This is a genomic window from Streptomyces sp. NPDC058289 (genome assembly GCF_042880975.1).
In the GTDB taxonomy this organism is placed as follows: domain Bacteria; phylum Actinomycetota; class Actinomycetes; order Streptomycetales; family Streptomycetaceae; genus Streptomyces; species Streptomyces stoeckheimensis.
In genome coordinates this window covers 1-19350 of the sequence record NZ_JBHVYI010000107.1, presented here as the reverse complement: position 1 = coordinate 19350, position 19350 = coordinate 1, and the positions used below count along the sequence as shown (strand labels likewise).

At 71.7% G+C, this 19350-nt stretch carries 17 protein-coding genes and 1 pseudogene; 8 read left to right on the top strand and 10 right to left on the bottom strand.

What is annotated here, in order from left to right:
* Positions 1-81 precede the first annotated feature (81 nt).
* Entirely contained in the window at positions 82-750 is a 669-nt protein-coding gene (locus ACFVX6_RS35380) for a response regulator (RefSeq protein WP_389698564.1), read from the bottom strand.
* Positions 743-1900 (bottom strand): GAF domain-containing sensor histidine kinase, encoded by a 1158-nt coding sequence (locus ACFVX6_RS35375; RefSeq protein ID WP_389698562.1) that lies wholly within the window; start codon positions 1898-1900, stop codon positions 743-745. The genes ACFVX6_RS35380 and ACFVX6_RS35375 overlap by 8 nt, the downstream gene beginning before the upstream one ends.
* A 251-nt stretch (positions 1901-2151) precedes the next feature.
* Here ACFVX6_RS35375 and ACFVX6_RS35370 point away from each other — a divergent pair, with 251 nt between their 5' ends.
* The 3 genes and pseudogenes from ACFVX6_RS35370 (at position 2152) to ACFVX6_RS35360 (ending at position 4984) form a co-directional block, all read left to right on the top strand.
* Positions 2152-2796, top strand: coding sequence for an SDR family NAD(P)-dependent oxidoreductase (locus ACFVX6_RS35370; protein ID WP_389698560.1), 645 nt, complete (start codon positions 2152-2154; stop codon positions 2794-2796).
* 50 nt (positions 2797-2846) lie between these two features.
* Positions 2847-3961: pseudogene (locus ACFVX6_RS35365) on the top strand (S-adenosylmethionine:tRNA ribosyltransferase-isomerase).
* 306 nt (positions 3962-4267) lie between these two features.
* Positions 4268-4984, top strand: a complete 717-nt coding sequence (locus tag ACFVX6_RS35360; protein ID WP_389698558.1) for a transglycosylase SLT domain-containing protein — start codon at positions 4268-4270, stop codon at positions 4982-4984.
* A gap of 120 nt (positions 4985-5104) precedes the next feature.
* Here ACFVX6_RS35360 and ACFVX6_RS35355 read toward each other — a convergent pair whose 3' ends face one another.
* Positions 5105-7642, bottom strand: coding sequence for an FHA domain-containing protein (locus tag ACFVX6_RS35355; RefSeq protein ID WP_389698556.1), 2538 nt, complete (start codon positions 7640-7642; stop codon positions 5105-5107).
* Between the two features lie 452 nt (positions 7643-8094).
* Between ACFVX6_RS35355 and serB the strand changes: the two genes are divergently transcribed.
* Positions 8095-9294: a phosphoserine phosphatase SerB gene (gene serB, locus ACFVX6_RS35350; RefSeq protein ID WP_254387950.1), complete on the top strand. Its 1200-nt coding sequence runs from the start codon at positions 8095-8097 to the stop codon at positions 9292-9294.
* Between the two features lie 92 nt (positions 9295-9386).
* Here the strand turns inward: serB and ACFVX6_RS35345 are convergent, their stop codons facing one another.
* The 4 genes from ACFVX6_RS35345 to ACFVX6_RS35330 all read right to left on the bottom strand — a co-directional run bounded on the left by ACFVX6_RS35345 (position 9387) and on the right by ACFVX6_RS35330 (position 11812).
* The gene (locus ACFVX6_RS35345; RefSeq protein WP_389698554.1) at positions 9387-9905 is read right to left on the bottom strand and encodes a SixA phosphatase family protein; all 519 of its coding nucleotides are present in this window, start codon (positions 9903-9905) and stop codon (positions 9387-9389) included.
* A gap of 130 nt (positions 9906-10035) precedes the next feature.
* Complete coding sequence (locus ACFVX6_RS35340) at positions 10036-10251, bottom strand: hypothetical protein (RefSeq protein ID WP_266958905.1); 216 nt, start codon at positions 10249-10251, stop codon at positions 10036-10038.
* A 140-nt stretch (positions 10252-10391) separates the two neighbouring features.
* Positions 10392-10511: an SGM_5486 family transporter-associated protein gene (locus tag ACFVX6_RS35335; protein ID WP_266958903.1), complete on the bottom strand. Its 120-nt coding sequence runs from the start codon at positions 10509-10511 to the stop codon at positions 10392-10394.
* Positions 10512-10516: 5 nt separating this feature from the next.
* Positions 10517-11812 carry a CynX/NimT family MFS transporter gene (locus tag ACFVX6_RS35330; RefSeq protein WP_389698552.1) on the bottom strand — a complete coding sequence of 432 codons (1296 nt, stop codon included), beginning with the start codon at positions 11810-11812 and terminating at the stop codon, positions 10517-10519.
* A gap of 117 nt (positions 11813-11929) precedes the next feature.
* Between ACFVX6_RS35330 and ACFVX6_RS35325 the strand changes: the two genes are divergently transcribed.
* Positions 11930-12637 carry a FadR/GntR family transcriptional regulator gene (locus tag ACFVX6_RS35325; RefSeq protein ID WP_389698550.1) on the top strand — a complete coding sequence of 236 codons (708 nt, stop codon included), beginning with the start codon at positions 11930-11932 and terminating at the stop codon, positions 12635-12637.
* On the opposite strand, the gene ACFVX6_RS35320 is transcribed toward ACFVX6_RS35325, so the two are convergent.
* The 3 genes from ACFVX6_RS35320 to fabG all read right to left on the bottom strand — a co-directional run bounded on the left by ACFVX6_RS35320 (position 12618) and on the right by fabG (position 14793).
* The gene (locus ACFVX6_RS35320) at positions 12618-13049 is read right to left on the bottom strand and encodes a hypothetical protein (RefSeq protein WP_389698548.1); all 432 of its coding nucleotides are present in this window, start codon (positions 13047-13049) and stop codon (positions 12618-12620) included. The two genes, ACFVX6_RS35325 and ACFVX6_RS35320, sit on opposite strands and share 20 nt — an antisense overlap.
* Positions 13050-13294: 245 nt before the next feature.
* Positions 13295-14068 (bottom strand): enoyl-ACP reductase FabI, encoded by a 774-nt coding sequence (gene fabI / locus ACFVX6_RS35315; protein ID WP_389698546.1) that lies wholly within the window; start codon positions 14066-14068, stop codon positions 13295-13297.
* A gap of 5 nt (positions 14069-14073) precedes the next feature.
* Entirely contained in the window at positions 14074-14793 is a 720-nt protein-coding gene (fabG, locus tag ACFVX6_RS35310) for a 3-oxoacyl-[acyl-carrier-protein] reductase (RefSeq protein WP_389698544.1), read from the bottom strand.
* Positions 14794-14978: 185 nt separating this feature from the next.
* Between fabG and ACFVX6_RS35305 the strand changes: the two genes are divergently transcribed.
* The 3 genes from ACFVX6_RS35305 to tyrS all read left to right on the top strand — a co-directional run bounded on the left by ACFVX6_RS35305 (position 14979) and on the right by tyrS (position 19297).
* Positions 14979-16502, top strand: a complete 1524-nt coding sequence (locus tag ACFVX6_RS35305) for a TldD/PmbA family protein (RefSeq protein WP_389698542.1) — start codon at positions 14979-14981, stop codon at positions 16500-16502.
* Positions 16499-17899 (top strand): metallopeptidase TldD-related protein, encoded by a 1401-nt coding sequence (locus ACFVX6_RS35300; RefSeq protein ID WP_389698540.1) that lies wholly within the window; start codon positions 16499-16501, stop codon positions 17897-17899. Before ACFVX6_RS35305 ends, ACFVX6_RS35300 begins: the two co-directional genes overlap by 4 nt.
* A gap of 132 nt (positions 17900-18031) precedes the next feature.
* The gene (tyrS, locus tag ACFVX6_RS35295) at positions 18032-19297 is read left to right on the top strand and encodes a tyrosine--tRNA ligase (RefSeq protein ID WP_389698538.1); all 1266 of its coding nucleotides are present in this window, start codon (positions 18032-18034) and stop codon (positions 19295-19297) included.
* The last annotated feature ends 53 nt before the right edge of the window (positions 19298-19350 follow it).

The window sequence follows — 19350 nt, the reverse complement described above, 5'->3', positions numbered from 1 at the left end:
TCATGAAGAACGCTCATCCGACGAACGGGATACGCCATGTGGGCTACATACACCCGACCGAATGAATCGCCGCCGTATGAGTCACTGCGCGATGCCGTGTCTGACCGCCCACAGCGCCGCCTGCGTACGGTCGGCGAGGTCCAGCTTCATCAGGATGTTCGAGACGTGCGTCTTCACCGTCTTCTCCGACAGGACGAGCGCGCGGGCGATCTCCCTGTTCGAGCGCCCGTCCGCTATGTGGTGCAGCACCTCGCGCTCGCGGTCCGTCAGGTTGCCTCCGCGGCCGGATGACGGGCCGGGGCCCTCCTCGGCGAGCAGGGCTCCGGCGACCTCCGGCTGGAGGAGGACGTGGCCCGCGTGCACCGAGCGGATGGCGGCGGCGAGGGCGTCGGGGTCTATGTCCTTGTACACGTACCCGGCCGCGCCCGCGCGCAGGGCGGGGACCACCGTCCGCTGCTCGGTGAAGCTGGTGACGATCAGCACGCGCGCCGGGTTCGCCAGCGTGCGCAGCCGGCGCAGCGCCTCGATGCCGTCGGTGCCCGGCATCTTGATGTCCATCAGGATGACGTCGGGGCGCAGCTCCTCGGCGCGGTCGATGCCTTCCTCGCCGTCGGCGGCCTCGCCGACCACCTCGATGTCGTCCTGGACCTCGAGGAAGGTGCGCAGACCCCGCCGGACCACCTGGTGGTCGTCCACGAGCAGTACTTTGATGCGGCTGCAGCCGCCGCTACGGCCCGGCGTGTCAGCCACCGGGTACCTCCAGTTCGATCGTGGTGCCGGTGCCGTGCTCGGACCGTACGGTGAGTCTCCCTCCGACGCCGGCGGCCCGGTCCCGCATGGAGACCAGGCCGAGGTGCCGGCCCGCCCGGCGGACGGTGGGAGGGGAGAAGCCGGTTCCGTCGTCGGTCACCCGGAGCTGGGCTCCCCCGGTCTCCCGGCGGGTCAGGGTGACGTCGATCCGGTTGCCGGCGGAGTGGCGCAGGGCGTTGTGCAGGGCCTCTTGGGCCACGCGCAGGACCGCTTCCTCCTGGGCCGCGGGCAGGGCCCGTACGCCGTCGCAGGTGAAGGTGACGTGCGCGGTGTGGGCCCGGTCCAGGACGCGGACCTGGTTGCGCAGGGTGGCGACCAGGCCGTCCTCGTCGAGGGCGGTGGGGCGGAGCTCGGTGACGGCCGCGCGCAGTTCGTCGGCGGCCTCGGCCGCGAGGAGGGCGACCTGCTGGAGCTCGTCCTTGGCTCGGGCGGGGTCGCGGTCGACCAGGGCGGCGGCGGCCTGGGCGGTCAGGCGGAGCGAGAAGAGCTTCTGGCTGACCGCGTCGTGCAGCTCGTGGGCCAGGCGGGAGCGCTCCTCGGCGATGGTCAGCTCGCGGCTGCGCTCGTAGAGGCGGGCGTTGGTGAGGGCGATCGCCGCGTGCTGGGCGAGGAGGGAGAGGAGCTCCTCGTCCTCGTCGGTGAAGCCGTGCCTGCCGCCCGGGACGCTCCGCTTGTTCGCGAGGAAGAGCGCGCCGAGGGTCTCCTCGCCGTCCCGGATGGGCATCCCGAGGAAGTCGGACATGTCGGGGTGGGCGGCGGGCCAGCCCTCGAAGCGGGGATCCTTGCGTACGTCGGCCAGCCGCTCGGCGCCGTCCTGGTGGAGCATCGCGGCGAGGATGCCGTGCTGGCGGGGCAGCGGGCCGATCGCCCGCCACTGCTCCTCGCTGATGCCGTCCACGACGAACTGGGCGAAGCCGCCGTGGTCGTCCGGGACGCCCAGGGCCGCGTACTCGGCGTCGAGCAGCTCGCGGGCCGAGGCGACGATCGTGCGCAGCACGTCGCGGACCTCCAGCCGGCGGCTCATGGCGAGCAGCGCGGTGCTCACGGCGGCCAGGCCGCCACTGCGGGGGGCTCGGGGTCCGGAGTCCATGGCCTCACGGTACTCGCGGCGCCGGGGCCGGCGGATCGGGCGGGGGGCGTAGGCCACGGTGGGGTCGCGACGTAGGTCTCGGCGTAGGTCCCGGCGCAGGTCCACGCCTTGGGGCGGGGTGGCGGCGTAGGTGGGGTGCGGCCCGTGGCCGAGGCGGCGGGGGCGGACGGGTTCCTACGTTGGGAGGTATCTGCCGGGCGGTTCGGAAGGCGAGGGTGCGGTCGGGGGCGTCCAGGGGGCTGGGGCGGGCGGTGGCCGGGGAGCCGGCGGCCCGGGGCTGGGACCTGGTGCTGAGCGCACGGGGCGCGGACCCGCTGGCGGAGGCCGGGGAGGCCCTGCGGGCTGCGGGGGCGCGGGTGACGGCGGTGGCCGGGGACGTGTCCTCGGCGGCGCACCGGGCGGAACTGGTGGCGGCGGCGCGGGCCCTGGGCGGGCTGGACCTGCTCGTGAACAACGCGGGCGTGCTGGGCGTGGAGCCGCTGGTGCCGCTGGCGGTGCACCCGCTGGAGGGGCTGCGCGAGGCGTTCGAGGTGAACGTGGTGGCGCCGTTGGGGCTGGTCCAGGAGGCGCTGCCGCTGCTGCGGGCGGCCGCTGCCGGGGCGGTGCTGAACATCAGCTCGGACGCGGCGGTGGTGCCTTACGGGACCTGGGGCGGCTACGGGGCGACCAAGGCGGCGGGGGACCTGATGTCGGCGGTCCTGGCGTTGGAGGAGCCGGGGCTGCGCGTGTGGTGGGCCGATCCGGGCTCGATGCGGACGCGGATGATGGCGGCGGCCGATCCCGGGGAGGACCTGGCGGCGCTGCCGACGCCCCAGGAGGTGGCTCCGGTGCTGCTGACCCTGTTGACGGGGCCCGCGCCCAGCGGGCGGTACACGGCCCACGGGCTCGCCGGGTAGCAGGGGCGCGGCGGTGTGGAGGGGGTCCTCGGGGCGGACGGGGCGGGGCGGTGAGCGGGGAGCGGGGGCTACGGGAGAAGGGACTGTATATAAGGGACATTCCGCCGGGCCTTGCGGCCCGGGTTCCCGCCGAGCAGCGGGGGCCGGGACGCGGGCGGGACTCGGTGCGGCTGCTGGTCTCGCGGGGCGCCTCGGAGGTGTCGCTGCACGCCTTCCGGGAGCTGCCGGGGCTGCTGCATGCCGGGGACGTGCTGGTGGTGAACACCTCGGCGACGTTGCCGGCCGCCGTGGACGGACGGCTCGGCGGCGAGGAGCTCGTCGTGCACTTCTCCACGCGCGGCGAGGACGGCCGCTGGACGGTGGAGCTCCGGGAGCGGGACCGGGTCGCACGGGGGACGACCCGGCCCCGGGCCGGGGGGCCCGCCGGGGCCGTCGTGGAGCTGCCGGGCGGGTGGCGCCTCGTGCTGGAGGGGCCGGTGGCTCCGGGGGCGGACCGGCTGTGGTGGGCGCGGCCCGCGCCGCCGCAGGGGCGTCCGGAGGAGGCGCCGGCGCTGCTGCGCTCGTACGGGCGGCCGATCCGGTACGCCTATACGGAGCGCGACCAGCCGCTGTCGGCGTACCAGACGGTCTTCGCGGTGCCCCGGGCCGACGGGTCGGGTTCGGCGGAGATGCCGAGCGCGGGCCGGCCCTTCACGGCGGAGCTGGTGGCGGAGCTGGTGCGCCGGGGGGGGTGCGCTTCGCCCCGCTGACCCTGCACACGGGGGTGGCCTCGCAGGAGGCGCACGAGCCGCCGTACCCGGAGCGGTACGAGGTGCCCGCGACCACGGCCCGGCTGGTGAACGCGGCGAGGGCGGCGGGCGGGAGGGTGATCGGGGTGGGGACCACGGCGGTGCGGGCGCTGGAGTCGGTCGCCGACGGGGACGGGGTGGTGCGGGCCACCGGGGGCTGGACCGGGCTGGTCGTGACGCCGGAGCGCGGGGTGCGGGTGGTGGACGGTCTGCTGACCGGGCTGCACGAGCCCGGGGCCTCGCACCTGCTGATGCTGGAGGCGGTGGCCGGACGGGAGGCCGTACGGCGCGGGTATGCCTCAGCCGTAGCGAATCTGTGCCTTTGGCACGAGTTCGGGGACGTCCATCTGCTACTCAAGGATGAGAACGGTCACTGAGTGGATTGCTGCCGCAACTGCTGGTGAGATTGATACGTGACCGATGTGAGCCCGCACATAGGACGCACATCACTTACGAAGCTCCCTAGTGGACGAATAAGAGCGCTGTTAGCGCTGGCTCACGCGCTCCGGGTGCTGAATTCGGGGCTCGGCTCCGGCACCTGATCCACTAAGCAGGATCGTACGTCACACCTTTGCCACAGCTTTTTGCCACCGCTAAGAATTGCTCTCGCCGCACAGCGCCGCGGATCTCGGATCCGGCAGGCGCTTTCCTGCGGCCCCCGCTATTCGAAGAGGTTGCTACGCATGACCGAGACCAGCACTCCCGGCCACAGTCGTCGTCTGACGATGACGAAGGCGCACAAGCTTTCCATCGCCGGTGTAGCCACCCTGGGCGCCGCCGCCCTCGCCTTCTCCCTCGTACCGGCCGACGCCGCCGAGACGCAGACGGCCGTCGCCGCTGCTCCCGTCGCCTGGTCCAAGGTCGTCGACGGTGCGCAGGCGCAGGCCGTGCAGCAGCACCTCACCGTTCAGCAGGTCGTCGCGGACCAGCAGGCCAAGGTCGCGAAGGACGCCAAGGCCGCCCAGGCCGCCCAGGCCGCCAAGGACAACGCCGCCAAGGCCAAGGCCGAGGCGGACGCGAAGAAGGACCGCGAGCAGAAGGCCGCCGCCAGCCGTTCCGCGAACCGCGTGCCGGTCTTCGCGAACAACCTGGACGGCTGGATCAAGGAAGCCCTCTTCATCATGAAGCGGGAGGGCATTCCGGGCACCTACGCCGGGATCCACAAGAACATCATGCGCGAGTCCAGCGGTAACCCGATGGCGATCAACAACTGGGACATCAACGCCCAGAACGGCATCCCCAGCAAGGGTCTGCTCCAGGTCATCGCCCCGACCTTCAAGACGTACCACGTCAAGGGCACCAAGTTCGACCAGTACGACCCGGTCGCCAACATCGTCGCGGCCTGCAACTACGCGGCCGACCGCTACGGCTCCATGGACAACGTCAACAGCGCCTACTAGGCCTCTGGCGTCCTCCCCAGCCCCCCATGCGCCTCAGGGCGGCCCCGGTGTTCCGGAGCCGCCCTGAGGCGTTTCGTGCGTGCCCGCGCGCCTACGCGGCCCTGGTGCCTGCTCGCCGGCTCACTTGCCGGCGCGCATCACCTCGGGCTCGTGGCGGCGGAGCAGGCGCTGCACGGCGAAGCCGCACGCGACGCCGATGAGCAGCAGGATCGTGATGTTCAGGCTCCACTGGCCGACCGTGGCGTCCCAGAGCGGGTCGGTGTTGGTCGGGTTGTCCTGGTCCCACGGCGGCATGAGCACGCCGAGGTTCAGGGTGGTGCCGGCGGCGGCGATCGCCCAGCGGGACGGCATCAGCCAGGCGAACTGCTCCAGGCCCGGAGAGTCGTAGACCTGGAAGAGGATGCCGGTGAAGACGACCTGGACGATCGCGAACATGACGAGCAGCGGCATGGTCTTCTCGGCGGTCTTCACCAGCGAGGAGATCACCAGGCCGAACATCATGGACGTGAAGCCGAGCGCGATGACCGACAGGCAGATCTCCACGGCCGGCGGCATCAGCAGACCCTCGGCGGGCAGGTCGCGCGGGTAGAAGCCGATCGCGCAGATGATCACGCCCTGGATGGCCGTGATGAATCCGAGGACGATCACCTTCGACGCGAGGTACGCCGACCGGGACAGGCCGGTCGCGCGCTCGCGCTCGTAGATCACGCGTTCCTTGATCAGCTCGCGGACCGAGTTCGCGGCGCCGGAGAAGCACATGCCGACCGCGAGGATCAGCATGATCGTGCCGGCGTCGCCGTTGAAGCGGGACGGCGCCACGGGCGGCGCGAGTCCGAACTTCGCGGGGATGACGACGGAGACCACGCCGAGGACCGCCGGGAGGATCAGCATCAGCCCGATGAAGCCCTTGTCGGACGCGATGACCGACATGTAGCGGCGCATCAGCGTCCAGAGCTGGGAGCCCCAGCCCTGCGGCTTCGGCGGCCGGGTCTGCTGCACGGCGGGCTGTACCGACTGCGGGGCGACCGCGTCGATGTCGGCGGCGTAGAGCTGGTAGTGCTGCGAGCCCTTCCAGCGGCCGGCCCAGTCGTAGTCGCGGTAGCTCTCGAAGGCCGAGAACACGTCGGCCCAGGTGGAGTAGCCGAAGAAGTTCAGCGCCTCGTCCGGCGGGCCGAAGTACGCGACCGAGCCGCCCGGGGCCATGACCAGCAGCTTGTCGCAGATGGCCAGCTCGGCGACCGAGTGCGTGACGACGAGGACCGTGCGGCCGTCGTCGGCGAGGCCGCGCAGCAGCTGCATGACATCGCGGTCCATGCCCGGGTCGAGGCCCGAGGTGGGCTCGTCCAGGAAGATCAGCGAGGGCTTGGTCAGCAGCTCCAGGGCCACGGACACGCGCTTGCGCTGGCCGCCCGAGAGCGAGGTGATCTTCTTGTCCTTGTGGATGTCGAGCTTGAGCTCGCGCAGCACCTCGTTGATGCGGGCGGCGCGCTCGGACTCGGCGGTGTCGCCCGGGAAGCGGAGCTTGGCCGCGTACTTGAGGGCGGTGCTGACCTTCAGCTCCTTGTGCAGGATGTCGTCCTGCGGGACCAGGCCGATGCGCTGGCGGAGCTCCGCGAACTGCTTGTACAGGTTGCGGTTGTCGTAGAGGACGTCGCCCTGGTTGGCCGGGCGGTAGCCGGTCAGCGCCTTGAGGAGCGTCGACTTGCCCGAGCCGGAGGGGCCGATGACGCCGATCAGCGACTTCTCGGGCACGCCGAAGGTGACGTCCTTGAGGATCTGCTTGCCGCCGTCGACCGTGACCGTGAGGTGGCGGGCCGAGAAGGAGACGTCACCGGTGTCGACGAACTCCTCGAGGCGGTCGCCGACGATCCGGAAGGTCGAGTGGCCGACGCCGACGATGTCGTTCGGGCCGAGCAGCGCGGTGCCCGACTTCGCCAGCGGCTGACCGTTGACGTAGGTGCCGTTGTGGCTGCCGAGGTCGCGGATCTCGAAGCGGCCGCCCGGCATCGAGCGGAATTCCGCGTGGTGGCGGGAGACCTGGAGGTCGGAGACCACCAGTTCGTTCTCCAGCGCACGGCCGATGCGCATGACGTGGCCCAGCGCGAGCTGGTGGAACGTCGTCGGGCTGCGGTGGTCTCCGTAGCCCGGGGTACCGCCGCCGCCCGGCTGGTGCTGCTGCTGCGGGAAGGGCTGCTGCGGCTGCTGGGCCTGCTGCTGCGGGAACGGCGGGGCCTGCTGGACCTGCTGCTCCCAGGGCTGCTGGGCCTGCTGCGGTGCCTGCTGCTGGGCCTGCGGCTGCTGCGCGTAAGCCTGGGCGGGCGACTGCTGCGCCACGGCCGGCTGCGGCGCCGGGGCGGCGGCGCCCGCACCCGCGACGGGATTCAGCCTCGGTCCGTCGGTGGCGTTGCCGAGGTGCACCGGCGTTCCGGGTACCAGCTCGGCCTGCTGGACCCTCGCCCCGTGCACGTACGTGCCGTTGGTGCTGCCGTGGTCCTCGATTCCCCAACCTCGCCCGTTCCAGGCGATGGTGGCGTGCCGCCACGACACTCGGGCGTCATCGATCACCACGTCTCCCTGGGGATCGCGCCCCAGCGAGTACGACCTGGACGGATCGAGCGTCCAGGTCCTTCCATTCAATTCCAGTACGAGTTCCGGCACTCCAGCCCCACTTAAGTCCCCCGAGAATCCCCCATGACGTCAGGGAGTCTAGGGATGGCGAACATCCGGGGGAACTATTTCAGGCGCACGGCCACAAGGGGAATCCGGGCCACGTGGCGGCGCCCGCAGAGCCCGGCCGAGGGGGTCGAAAGCCCCCCGGAAGGTGCGTTTCGGGACGCTCCGCCATCCCTCCGGCCGGGCCGGAGCATCGCTTCGTCCCGTCGGGCGGGCTCGCGCCCGGCCCTCGCCCTCCGTCCCGCGCGTGGTCTCCGGCCGTTCGTCGCCCTCCGTCGCCGGATCTCCACGCGCCCGCTCCAGGGCCCGCCCATGGCCACCGCACGAACTCCACACGTCCACCGTGTGGCCCCCGCACGTCCGTACGGAGCGAAACGGTTCCGCCAGGTGGGACGGGGCTCCGCGCTCACAGGCCGGGGAGATACGGTGAAGGCACCATGAGCGCTTCGCAGACCTCCGACGTCCCCACCCTCCTCGTCAAGATCTTCGGCAAGGACCGTCCCGGGATCACCGCCGGGCTGTTCGACACCCTCGCCGCCTACTCCGTCGACGTCGTCGACATCGAGCAGGTCGTCACCCGAGGCCGCATCGTCCTGTGCGCCCTCGTCACCCATCCGACCGCCGGCACCGAGGGCGAGCTGCGGGCCACCGTCCACAGCTGGGCCGAGTCCCTCAAACTGCAGGCCGAGATCCTCTCCGGCACCGGTGACAACCGGCCGCGCGGCAGTGGCCGTTCGCACGTCACCGTGCTCGGGCATCCGCTCACCGCCGAGTCCACGGCCGCCATCGCCGCGCGGATCACCGCGACCGGCGGCAACATCGACCGCATCTTCCGGCTCGCGAAGTATCCGGTGACGGCCGTGGAGTTCGCCGTCTCCGGCACCGCGACCGAGCCGCTGCGCACCGCGCTGGCAACCGCCGCCGCGCAGATCGGCGTCGACGTGGCCGTGGTCTCGGCCGGGCTGCACCGGCGGGCCCAGCGCCTCGTCGTCATGGACGTGGACTCGACCCTGATCCAGGACGAGGTCATCGAGCTCTTCGCCGCCCACGCCGGCTGTGAGGCCGAGGTCGCCGAGGTGACCGAGCGGGCCATGCGCGGGGAACTGGACTTCGAGCAGTCGCTGCACGCCCGGGTCGCGCTGCTGGCCGGGCTGGACGCCTCCGTGGTGGACAAGGTCCGCTCCGAGGTGCGCCTCACCCCGGGCGCCCGGACGCTGATCCGCACCCTCAAGCGCCTCGGGTACCAGGTGGGCGTGGTCTCCGGCGGGTTCACGCAGGTGACGGACGATCTGCGGGAACGGCTCGGGCTGGACTTCGCCTCCGCCAACACCCTGGAGATCGTCGACGGGAAGCTGACGGGCAAGGTCACGGGCGAGATCGTGGACCGGGCCGGCAAGGCCCGGCTGCTGCGCCGCTTCGCCGCGGAGGCCGGCGTACCGCTGGCCCAGACGGTGGCCATCGGTGACGGCGCCAACGATCTGGACATGCTGAACGCTGCCGGGCTCGGCGTGGCTTTCTGTGCCAAGCCGGTGGTCCGCCAGGCCGCGCACACCGCGGTGAACGTGCCTTTCCTGGACGCCGTGCTCTACCTCCTCGGGATCACCCGCGAAGAGGTCGAGGCCGCCGACCTGGCGTGACGAAGACCTCCGGCTCCCTACGACGGAGCGGGCCCCGGCACTGTCGAAGTGCCGGGGCCCGCTGCGTCGGCGCAGTCGTCGGGGCGTGCGTGTCAGCTGTGCGGGGTCCAGAAGTCCAGCAGGGTGCCCACGCCGTGTTCCACGGACTTCCAGGAGCCGGTGAAGGAGACGACGGCGAGCCCGGAGGTCGGGAAGCCGCTGCGGTTCATCCGGGCGAGCACCTCGCCCTGCGCACTGCCCGCGAGGGCGTCGGCCACCGCCTGCATACCGGGGTTGTGGCCGATGACCAAGAGGTTCTTCACGTCGTCGGAGGTCTCGTTGACCAGGGCGATGAGCTCGCCCAGCGAGGCCTCGTAGAGCCGTTCCTCGTACGTGGTCTTCGGCCGGTGCGGCAGCTCCTGGACGGCCAGCTTCCAGGTCTCCCTGGTGCGGGCCGCGCTGGAGCAGAGGGCCAGGTCGAAGGTGATGCCGGTCTGAGCCAGTTTCTGGCCCGCGGCCGGGGCGTCGTGACGGCCGCGCTCTGCCAGGGGGCGGTCGTGGTCCGTGCCGTCCGACCATTCGGCCTTGGCGTGCCGGAGGAGGACGATCCTGCGGGGTGTGTCGGCGCTCATGGCTCCCAGCTTCGCATGAATCGAGCCACGGGGCGCAGGGTGTTGAGGCGGTCCCCCCGCAGGTGTGGCAGGTAGCGGGTGTCCCCCGGCTCGCGGCCGCGCGGGTGGGCTCCGGGTGGCTGGCGGCCCGTCAGCCGACGGCGCTCAGCAGCCGTTCGGTGACCTGGACGAGCGCGGAGCCTTCGCCGGAGGCGGCGTGGGCCTGGCCGGATCCCGCGAGGAGTATGAGCAGGAGGCCGAAGGCGAGGGCGGGCAGGGCGAGCGCCCACCAGGGCAGCCGGGCGTCGGCCCCGGCGGCGCGGGGAGCGGACGGGTGGCCGGGGGCCAGGTGTGTGGGGGCCGACATGGCCGCCTCCGTGGGGTGCGTCGGGCGGGCTCGCTCTTGCTCTTCGAATCTAAGGATTCGAGCAGGCGGTTCCCATCCGGGACGCACCCCAGATGTCCCTGAGCCTGACCCCCTAGGGGTTGGGGGGTTAACCCCACCCCTTACGGCGAGGCGAGGGTGGCGAGGACGGCGATGATCACGGTGACCAGCAGCATCGCGCCCAGCACGAGGCCGAGCTTCCGGTGGCCGTTCTGGGGGTTCGGTTCAAGTACGGGCGACATGCCGATCAGTCTCGCATGCCGCATTCGTCCTCGATCGTGCGGTCCCGGCCCGCCAGCACGCCGAGCGCGATCTGCGGGACGAGCAGACCGGCCATCAGGGCGAGGGGCAGGTCCCAGCCCCCGGTGTGCTGGTAGAGGGTGCCGATGAGGAGCGGCCCGGGGATGGAGATGAGGTAGCCGGTGCTCTGGGCGAAGGCGGACAGCTTGACGACGCCGGCCGGGGACTTGGCTCGCAGTCCGATCATGGTGATGACGAGCGGGAAGGCGCAGTTGGAGACGCCGAGCAGGAGGGCCCAGGCCCAGGCGCCGCCGGCGGGGGCGAAGTAGAGCCCCAGGTAGCCCACGAGGCCGAAGAGGCCGAGTGCGACGGCGATGGGGCCCTGGTTCTTCATCCGGCCGGCGAGGCCCGGGATGACGAAGGCGAGCGGCACGCCCATGACCATGGTGACGGCGAGCAGGACGCCCGCCGTGGAGGCGGAGACCCCTGCGTCGCGGAAGATCTGCGGGAGCCAGCCCATGGTGATGTACGCGCCCGTGGCCTGGAGTCCGAAGTAGCAGGCGAGGGCCCACGCGGTGCGGCTGCGCATCACGCCCGGCCCGGCGTCGGGGCGAGCGGCCGGTACGCCTGCGGCCGCGGCCTTCTCCTTGCGGGCCGCCGCGCCGATGGCCAGCCAGGGCAGGACGGCCGCCAGGGCGAGGAAGCCCCACACCAGCAGGCCGGTGCGCCAGCTGCCGCCGAGGGCCTGGGTCATCGGGACCGTCGCCGCCGCGGCGAGCGAGGTGCCGGCGGCCAGGGCCATGGAGTAGAGCCCCGTCATGGTGCCGACCCGGTCGGGGAACCAGCGCTTGACGATCACCGGCAGGAGCACGTTGGTCAGGGCTATGCCCGCCAGGGTCAGGGCGCTGGCCGCGAGGAATCCGGCGGCGTTGGTCGCGAAGGGCCGGATCAGCAGGCCCGCGGCGACGGCGGCCATGCCGGCGCAGACGACGGCGGCCGGGCCGAAGCGGCGGGAGAGCCGGGGCGCGGTGACGCCGAAGACGGCGAAGCAGAGGGCGGGTACGGAGGTGATCAGTCCGGCGACCGTCCCGCTCATGCCGAGGCCCTCGCGGGTCTCCTCGAACAGGGCGCCGAGGCTGGTGATGGCGGGCCGCAGGTTGAGGGCGGCCAGCACGATGCCGACGAGGAGCACGGGTCCGAGCCACGCCGGCTGCGGGGTGGCGGCGGGGGCGGTAAGGGGCTGCGGGGAGGCCGTGCGCGCGGCCGGGGGCCGGTTCAGGGTCTGGATTTCTTCGTCGGACATTCAACCATCATAGAATCATGGGATGATTGGTTGTCCACCCCGCAGCCGTATCGTGCCCGCCACTCGTATCGTTCCCGTCGCCCGCACCGCGCCCGTCCCGAGAGGAACCCCGACCGCATGCCGCTGACCTCGCCCCGGCGATCCGCGCTCGTCGACCAGGTGATCGCCCAGCTCAGGAACCAGATCACCACCGGCGAATGGCCCGTGGGCTCCCGCATCCCCACCGAGCCGGAGCTCGTGGAGCTGATGGGCGTCGCCCGCAACACCGTGCGGGAGGCCGTCCGGGCCCTCGCGCACAACGGCCTCCTCGACATCCGCCAGGGCTCGGGGACGTACGTCATCGCCACCAGCGAGCTGGCCGGGGTCATGCACCGCCGCTTCGCCGGCGCCGATCCCCGGCACATCGCGGAGCTGCGCTCGACGCTGGAGTCCTCGGCGGCCCGTCTCGCGGCGGAGCGGCGGACGGCGCGGGACCTCGTACAGCTGGACGCGCTGCTGGCGCGGCGCGAGGAGGCGTGGGCGGGCGGGGACGCGGAGCCGTTCATCGCGGCGGACGTGGCCCTGCACATGGCGGTGGTGGCGGCCTCGCACAACGACGTGCTCATCGAGCTGTACGCGGACCTCGGCGACTTGGTGGCCGACTGGCTGCGCACCGACGTGGGGACGGAGCTCGATCCCGCCTCGCACCTGGACCACGCCCGGCTGATCGAGGCGATCCGGCGCGGGGACGGGGACGCGGCGGCCTCGGAGGCGGCCGGCTATCCGTTCGTCTGCCTGGCCGAGGAGGGGCCGCGTCCTGTGGGGGTCACTGCCGCTGGTGGCTGACCCAGGCGGAGCGGACTTCCTTCCAGCAGCGGCCGGAGAGCTCCACCCGGCCCGCCGGGCCGACGGCCACGGCGGCGCCGTCCCCGTCCACGTCCCACCAGCGGTCGCACTCCACGTGCAGGCGGACAAGGTCGGTCTGGGGATAGGCGTTGTGGCAGAACGCGAGCACCTGCGAACCGTTGATCTCGGTGTCGCAGTCGGCCCCGAAGAGCTCCCGGGCGGCGGGCTTCGCGGGCTGTACGGGCGGTTCGGCGGGGATCTGGGCCAGGTCGACCACGGCCGGGGCCTGGACGTCCGTACCGGGCGCCGGTGCGGGCCCCTCGTCCTGCGCGACGGCTCCCGGGAGCAGGAATCCGGTCAGGACCACCGAGGTGACCAGCAGGGATACCGCTCGGCTCCGCCTCGCGCGCACTCCCGTACCTCCTCCCCGTAGCAGCCGGGAAGATCCCGACGGGCCCAGTTTGCAGGCAAATGTCCCGATTCTCGACTCGGGAAGATCCGGCCCGGGGGCGGACATCTGATCGAGTCACCCCCTACGGTCCCCACCCCGCGCGCCAAAACGGCGGCGGCCGCGCCTCCCGGAAGGGAAGACGCGGCCGCCGCCGTACGGATGGAACGGGCCGCCCCCGGATCAGCAGACCGGGGAGAGCGGGAAGGTCAGGCACCCATCGCGTGCAGACCGCCGTCGACGTGGATGATCTCGCCCGTGGTCTTCGGGAACCAGTCCGACAGCAGGGCGACGACGCCCTTGCCCGCCGGCTCCGGGTCCGACATGTCCCAGTCCATCGGGGAGCGGTGGTTCCAGACGTCCGCCAGCTCGGAGAAGCCGGGGATGGACTTCGCGGCCATCGAACCGAGCGGACCGGCCGAGATCAGGTTGCAGCGGACCTTCTCCTTGCCCAGGTCGCGGGCGAGGTAGCGGCTGGTGGCCTCCAGCGCGGCCTTGGCCGGGCCCATCCAGTCGTACTGCGGCCAGGCGAACTGCGCGTCGAAGGTCAGGCCGACGACCGAGCCGCCCTCGTTCTCCGGGAAGAGCGGCTTGCAGGCCATGGTCAGCGACTTCAGCGAGAACGCCGAGACGTGCATGGCGGTGGCGACCGACTCGAACGGCGTGTTCAGGAAGTTGCCGCCGAGCGCGTCCTGCGGCGCGAAGCCGATGGAGTGGACGACGCCGTCGAGGCCGCCGAGCTCCGCGCGGACGAGGCCCTCCAGGCGGGCCAGGTGCTCGTCGTTGGTGACGTCGAGCTCGATCACCTTGACCGGCTTGGGCAGCTTCTTGGCGATGCGCTCGGTCAGCGTCGGACGCGGGAACGCGGTGAGGATGACCTCGGCGCCCTGCTCCTGGGCCAGCTTGGCGACGTGGAAGGCGATGGAGGACTCCATCAGCACCCCGGAGACGAGGATGCGCTTGCCGTCGAGAATTCCGCTCATGGTGATCAGTGACCCATGCCCAATCCGCCGTCAACGGGAATGACGGCACCAGTGATGTACGCGGCGTTGTCGGACGCCAGGAAGCTGACCGCGGCCGCGATCTCCTCGGGCTGCGCGTAGCGGCCCAGGGGCACCTGGCCGACGATGCCGGCCCGCTGCTCCTCGTTAAGCACCTTCGTCATGTCGGTGTCCACGAAGCCGGGAGCGACGACGTTGAAGGTGATGTTGCGGGAGCCCAGCTCACGGGCGAGGGAGCGGGCGAAGCCGACCAGCGCCGCCTTGGAGGCGGCGTAGTTGGCCTGTCCGGCCGAGCCGAGGAGGCCGACGACCGAGGAGATCAGGACGACGCGGCCCTTCTTGGCGCGGAGCATGCCGCGGTTCGCGCGCTTGACCACGCGGAAGGTGCCGGTGAGGTTGGTGTCGACGACCGAGGCGAAATCGTCCTCGGACATGCGCATCAGCAGCGTGTCCTTGGTGATGCCGGCATTGGCCACGAGGACCTCGACCGCGCCGTGCGCGTCCTCGACCTGCTTGTACGCCTGGTCGACCTGGTCGGAGTCCGTGATGTCGCAGCGGACCGCCAGCACGCCCAGGGCCGTGAGCTCCGCCGGGGGCTCGCCCGACCGGTACGTGATCGCGACCTTGTCCCCCGCTTCCGCGAAGGCTCGGGCGATGGCGAGGCCGATGCCCCGGTTACCTCCGGTGACGAGAACCGAGCGGCTCAACGGATCACCCTTTCGACTAGCGGTCTGAATACCAAAAACCTATAGGTCAAGTACCCCTTACGGAGAATCCGGCTCCGACAGGGCCTCGGTACGCGCTCTGTCGAGTCCCTACAGAAAGATGTAGGCACCGCGAGCCCCGGCGCGACATGATCGTGCCTGCTGCCCCAACCCCCGGGAGGACCTCCGTGCCCCATTCCATCGACGCGGCCTTCACCGCGCTGCCCTTGCGGGCGCTCGCCGACGCGGCGCTCGCGCGGGCCCGCGCGCTGGGCGCCGATCATGCCGATTTCCGCCTGGAACGCATCCGCAGCGCCTCCTGGCGGCTGCGTGACGCCAAGCCCTCCGGCGGGTCCGACACCACGGACCTCGGCTTCGCGGTCCGCGTGGTGCACGGGGGCAGCTGGGGGTTCGCCTCCGGTGTGGACCTGACCATGGACGCCGCCGCCAAGGTGGCCTCGCAGGCCGTGGCCATGGCGAAGCTCTCCGCCAAGGTGATCAAGGCGGCCGGATCGGACGAGCGGGTCGAGCTCGCCGACGAGCCGGTGCACGCCGACAAGACCTGGATCTCCGCCTACGACGTCAACCCCTTCGAGGTGCCGGACGCGGAGAAGGCCGCGCTGCTCGCCGACTTCAGCGCGCGCCTCCTGGCGGCCGACGGGGTGGCCCACGTGGACGCCTCGCTGCTCGCCGTCCACGAGAACAAGTTCTACGCCGACACCGCGGGCACCTCCACCACCCAGCAGCGGGTCCGCATCCACCCGCACCTCACCGCCGTCGCCGTGAACGCCGCCACCGGCGAGTTCGACTCGATGCGCACCATCGCCCCGCCGGCCGGGCGCGGCTGGGAGTACCTGACCGGCACCGGCTGGGACTGGAACGCCGAGCTGGAGGCGATCCCCGGGCTGCTCGCCGAGAAGATGCGGGCGCCGAGCGTCGAGGCCGGGCGCTACGACCTGGTCGTGGACCCCTCGAACCTGTGGCTCACCATCCACGAGTCCATCGGCCACGCCACCGAGCTGGACCGGGCGCTGGGCTACGAGGCGGCGTACGCCGGTACCTCCTTCGCCACCTTCGACCAGCTGGGCAAGCTCGCCTACGGCTCCCCGATCATGAACGTCACGGGCGACCGGACGGCCGAGCACGGACTGGCCACCATCGGGTACGACGACGAGGGCGTCGAGGCGCAGAGCTGGGACCTGGTCAAGGACGGCACCCTGGCCGGCTACCAGACGGACCGGCGGATCGCGAAGCTGACCGGGCTCGGCCGCTCCAACGGCTGTGCCTACGCCGACTCCCCCGGGCACGTGCCCGTCCAGCGCATGGCGAACGTCTCGCTCCAGCCGGATCCGGGCGGCCTCTCCACCGAGGACCTGATCGGCGGGGTGGAGCGCGGGATCTACGTGGTCGGCGACCGCTCCTGGTCCATCGACATGCAGCGCTACAACTTCCAGTTCACCGGGCAGCGCTTCTTCCGCATCGAGAACGGCAAGCTCACCGGTCAGCTCCGCGACGTCGCCTACCAGGCCACGACCACGGAGTTCTGGGGCTCGATGGAGAAGGTCGGCGGTCCGCAGACCTACGTCCTGGGCGGCGCCTTCAACTGCGGCAAGGCCCAGCCGGGCCAGGTCGCGGCGGTCTCGCACGGCTGCCCGTCCGCGCTGTTCCGCGACGTGAACATCTTGAACACCACGCAGGAGGCCGGACGATGACCTCGTCGAGTCGCACCACCAAGCCCCACGAGATCGTCGAGCGGGCGCTGGAGCTGTCCACCGCGGACGGCTGCGTCGTCATCGCCGACGAGCAGTCGAGCGCGAACCTGCGCTGGGCGGGCAACGCCCTGACCACCAACGGGGTCACCCGCGGCCGGACCCTCACGGTCATCGCCACCGTCGACGGCAAGGAGGGCACGGCCTCGGGGGTCGTCTCGCGCTCCGCCGTCACGGCCGCGGAGCTGGAGCCGCTGGTCCGGGCCGCCGAGGCGGCCGCCCGCGGCGCCGGACCGGCGGAGGACGCCCGGCCGCTGGTCACCGGCACCCCGTCCTCGCCGGACTTCGCCGACGCCCCGGCCGAGACCTCCTCGGCGGTGTTCGCGGACTTCGCCCCGGCCCTCGGCGAGGCCTTCGCCCGGGCCCGCGCGGGCGGCCGCGAGCTGTACGGGTTCGCCAACCACGAGCTGGTCTCCACGTACGTCGGCACCTCTACGGGGCTGCGCCTGCGCCACGACCAGCCCAACGGCACCCTGGAGCTCAACGCGAAGTCCCCGGACCGGCAGCGCTCGGCCTGGGCGGGCCGTGCGACGCGGGACTTCAAGGACGTGGATCCGACCGCCCTGGACGCGGAGCTGGCCGTACGGCTCGGCTGGGCGGAGCGGAAGATCGACCTGCCGGCCGGGCGGTACGAGACGCTGCTGCCGCCCACTGCGGTGGCCGACCTGCTGATCTACCAGATGTGGTCGGCGTCGGCCCGGGACGCGGTGGAGGGCCGGACCGTCTTCTCCAAGCCCGGCGGCGGCACCCGGATCGGCGAGCGGCTCTCCCCGCTGCCGCTGAACCTGCGCAGCGATCCGAACGCGCCGGGCCTGGAGTCCGCGCCGTTCGTGATCGCGCACAGCTCCGGCGACGACGCCTCCGTCTTCGACAACGGCCTGCCGGTCCCGGCGACCGACTGGATCACGGACGGCGAGCTGGCCCGGCTGACCACGACCCGCCACACCGCGGACCTGACCGGGCTGCCGGTCTCCCCCTCCTTCGGGAACCTGATCCTGGACGCCGGCGGGGAGAAGTCCCTGGAGGAGATGGTGGCCGCCACCGAGCGCGGGCTGCTGCTGACCTGCCTCTGGTACATCCGCGAGGTGGACCCGGCGACGCTGCTGCTCACCGGGCTGACCCGGGACGGCGTCTACCTGGTGGAGGGCGGCCAGGTCGTCGGCGAGGTCAACAACTTCCGGTTCAACGAGTCCCCCGTGGACCTGCTGTCGCGGGCCTCGGAGGCCGGCCGGTCCGAGAAGACCCTGCCGCGCGAATGGAACGACTGGTTCACCAGGACCTCGATGCCGGCGCTGCGCATCCCGGACTTCAACATGAGCTCGGTCAGCAAGGGCGTCTGATCAACGGAGTCTGATCAACGGCGTCTGATCAACAAAGCGTGAGAGGTGTCGGCCTTCCCCGCCTAGACTGGCGGGGAAACCCTCAGCTTTCTGTTTCACCTCGTTTCATCTCGTTCAAGGAGACCCAGAACCGTGACGGACATCGTCGACGAACTGAAGTGGCGCGGGCTCTTCGCCCAGTCCACCGACGAAGAAGCGCTGCGCAAGGCGTTCGCGGACGGTCCCGTCACGTTCTATTGCGGCTTCGACCCGACGGCGGCCTCGCTGCACGTGGGTCACCTGGTGCAGGTCCTCACCGTGCGCCGGCTCCAGCAGGCGGGCCACCGCCCGCTGGCGCTGGTCGGCGGGGCCACGGGTCAGATCGGTGACCCGCGGCCGACCGCCGAGCGCACCCTGAACGACCCGGAGACCGTCGCGAACTGGGTGACGCGCCTGCGTACCCAGATCGAGCCGTTCCTGTCCTTCGAGGGCGAGAACGCGGCGCTCATGGTGAACAACCTGGACTGGACGGCGGGCCTGTCCGCCATCGAGTTCCTCCGGGACATCGGCAAGCACTTCCGCGTGAACAAGATGCTGACGAAGGACTCGGTCGCCAAGCGGCTGGAGTCCGACCAGGGCATCAGCTACACGGAGTTCAGCTACCAGCTGCTCCAGGGCATGGACTTCCTGGAGCTGTACCGCCGGCACGGCTGCGTGCTCCAGCAGGGCGGGTCCGACCAGTGGGGGAACCTGACGGCCGGTCTCGACCTGATCCACCGGGTGGAGCCGGACGCGCACGTCCACGCCATCGCGACCCCGCTGATGGTCAAGGCGGACGGCACCAAGTTCGGCAAGTCCGAGAGCGGCGCCGTCTGGCTCGACCCGGAGATGACCACCCCGTACGCGTTCTACCAGTTCTGGCTGAACGTGGACGACCGGGACGTCTCCACCTACATGCGCATCCTGTCCTTCCAGACCCCCGAGGAGCTGGAGGCGCTGGAGGCGCAGACCGCCGAGCGGCCGCAGGCGCGCGCCGCCCAGCGGGCGCTGGCGGAGGAGCTGACCACGCTGGTGCACGGCGCGGACCAGTGCGCCGCCGTGATCGCGGCGTCCAAGGCGCTGTTCGGCCAGGGCGAGCTGGCGGACCTGGACGAGGCCACCCTGGCCGCGGCCCTGTCCGAGCTGCCGCACGCGAAGGTGGCGGAGCCGGGCCTGGTCGTCGACCTGCTGGCGGAGACGGGACTGGTGGCGAGCAAGTCGGCCGCCCGCCGGACCGTCAAGGAGGGCGGCGCCTACGTGAACAACGTGAAGGTCGCCTCCGAGGACGCGGTCCCCGCCAAGGAGGACCTGCTGCACGGGCGCTGGCTGGTGCTGCGCCGCGGCAAGAAGAACCTGGCGGCGGTCGAGGTCACCGGCTAGGCGCCGGCTCGGGAGCACGACGGAGGGGCCGGCCCGGACGCACTGCCCGGGCC

Bases quoted from the DNA above. Each gene is read 5' to 3' on its own strand.
- ACFVX6_RS35340 (WP_266958905.1), bottom strand. From the start codon at position 10,251: ATGTCGGCCCCCACACACCTGGCCCCCGGCCACCCGTCCGCTCCCCGC.
- ACFVX6_RS35375 (WP_389698562.1), bottom strand. From the start codon at position 1,900: ATGGACTCCGGACCCCGAGCCCCCCGCAGTGGCGGCCTGGCCGCCGTG.
- ACFVX6_RS35330 (WP_389698552.1), bottom strand. From the start codon at position 11,812: ATGTCCGACGAAGAAATCCAGACCCTGAACCGGCCCCCGGCCGCGCGC.
- ACFVX6_RS35360 (WP_389698558.1), top strand. From the start codon at position 4,268: ATGACCGAGACCAGCACTCCCGGCCACAGTCGTCGTCTGACGATGACG.
- ACFVX6_RS35335 (WP_266958903.1), bottom strand. From the start codon at position 10,511: ATGTCGCCCGTACTTGAACCGAACCCCCAGAACGGCCACCGGAAGCTC.
- serB (WP_254387950.1), top strand. From the start codon at position 8,095: ATGAGCGCTTCGCAGACCTCCGACGTCCCCACCCTCCTCGTCAAGATC.
- fabI (WP_389698546.1), bottom strand. From the start codon at position 14,068: ATGAGCGGAATTCTCGACGGCAAGCGCATCCTCGTCTCCGGGGTGCTG.
- ACFVX6_RS35300 (WP_389698540.1), top strand. From the start codon at position 16,499: ATGACCTCGTCGAGTCGCACCACCAAGCCCCACGAGATCGTCGAGCGG.
- ACFVX6_RS35345 (WP_389698554.1), bottom strand. From the start codon at position 9,905: ATGAGCGCCGACACACCCCGCAGGATCGTCCTCCTCCGGCACGCCAAG.
- ACFVX6_RS35325 (WP_389698550.1), top strand. From the start codon at position 11,930: ATGCCGCTGACCTCGCCCCGGCGATCCGCGCTCGTCGACCAGGTGATC.